Genomic DNA, 1400 nt, shown 5'->3' with positions numbered 1-1400 from the left:
ATCGTCGCCGTCGAGGCGGGCGTCGTCCGCGACTAGGTGCCCGGTCGCAACGGCGACGGTGTGACGCACGAGCCCGCGCCGGCGACCGCGCACTCGCGCGGAGGCCACCCGACGACGAGGGCTGCCACTCGTCCGGCCGTCGTGCGGCCGCTCCCCACCGGCCCGTCCTCCGCAGCCGCCGCGTCGTCCGTCACGCGTCCGCCCATGCCTCCCAGGCCGTGCGGACGGTGCGACCGGTGCGTGCCGACTCCTCGATCGCGAGGCCGAGCAGGTGGTCCTGGCAGCCGTCGGCGAGCGGGTACGGCGGCGGGCCGTCGCCCCGCACCCACGCGCCCGTGCCGGCGAGCAGGGTCGCGGCGGCGACGTCGTCGTCGGCGAGCCGGGCGCCGTCGAACGGGTTCCGGTACAGGACGCGCCCGTCGAGGCTCACGTGCTCGAGGTCGAAGCCGTCGAGGTCCTGCTCGACGCCGGACATGCGGCGGACCAGCGACGACGTCACGACGGTCCGCTCGTCGACCCACCGCGTGAGGCGGTCGTCGACGAGCTCGCCGTGCGACCCGCGCACGACGATCCGGTTGGTGCGCAGCGGGTTGTGCCACTGGTTCTCGGTGAAGTCGTACAGCGCGGTGCGCCCGCCGCCGAAGTCGAGCGTCGCGAGGATCGACCAGCGGTCCTGCGGCTGCGTCTCGCCGGTCCAGCCGTCGCGGCTCTTCGGGTCGAGCAGCGGCGCGGTCGTCGAGACCGCGTGCACGTCGACCTCGCCGCGGCCGGCCTTGAGGAGCCGCCGGGCGAGGCCGACCGCGTGGTACAGGTGCGTCGACGAGATCTGCACGCTCGTCGGCGTGCCCAGCAGGCCCTCGTCGACGAGCGCGATCCGGGCCTGGTGCTGCGGCATCGACGGGCTGTGCTCGGCGACCTGCACGAGCCCCGACGCGCCGACGTCGGCCCACAGCGCGCGCAGGCCGTCGGCGTCAGGCGCGGGCGGGGTCTCGGCGAGCACGGGCACACCCAGCCCGACGAGCTCGCGCGTCGCCTCGGGGGTGACGGGCCACGGCACGGAGACGACGACGAAGTCGGGCCGGTCGGCGACGAGCTCGGGGATCGTGCGGACGGTCGGCACCTGCCACGTCCGCTCGACCTCCGCACCGCGCTCGGCGGTGCGCGTCACCACCCCGACGCACCGGAACCTGTCCGGCATCTGGCGCGCCGCGCGGAGGAAGAACTCCGCGCGCCAGCCGCTGCCGACGACCCCGAACGTGACCGGTCCACCGTTGCCCATGCGCCCGCCTCTCCGTCGACCCGGACCGCCCGAGGCTAACCGCACGCGGCCCCCGACGCGCACGCACCAGCCACCCGCCCCTGCCGCCCTGCCTCCTATACACATCTCCGAACCCCCGAGA

General features: G+C 75.5%; 1 protein-coding gene. It reads right to left on the bottom strand.

Annotated features, from left to right (window positions below; genetic code table 11):
• Positions 1-190 precede the first annotated feature (190 nt).
• A complete protein-coding gene (locus OMK64_RS19960) occupies positions 191-1279 on the bottom strand; it encodes a Gfo/Idh/MocA family protein (protein WP_272730098.1) in 1089 nt (362 codons plus the stop codon).
• Between the last annotated feature and the right edge of the window lie 121 nt (positions 1280-1400).

Origin of the sequence: Cellulomonas fimi (assembly GCF_028527925.1) — a bacterium.
In the GTDB taxonomy this organism is placed as follows: domain Bacteria; phylum Actinomycetota; class Actinomycetes; order Actinomycetales; family Cellulomonadaceae; genus Cellulomonas; species Cellulomonas fimi_C.
Note: the sequence above shows the minus strand (reverse complement) of the source record. Positions and strands in the feature narration are given on the sequence as shown.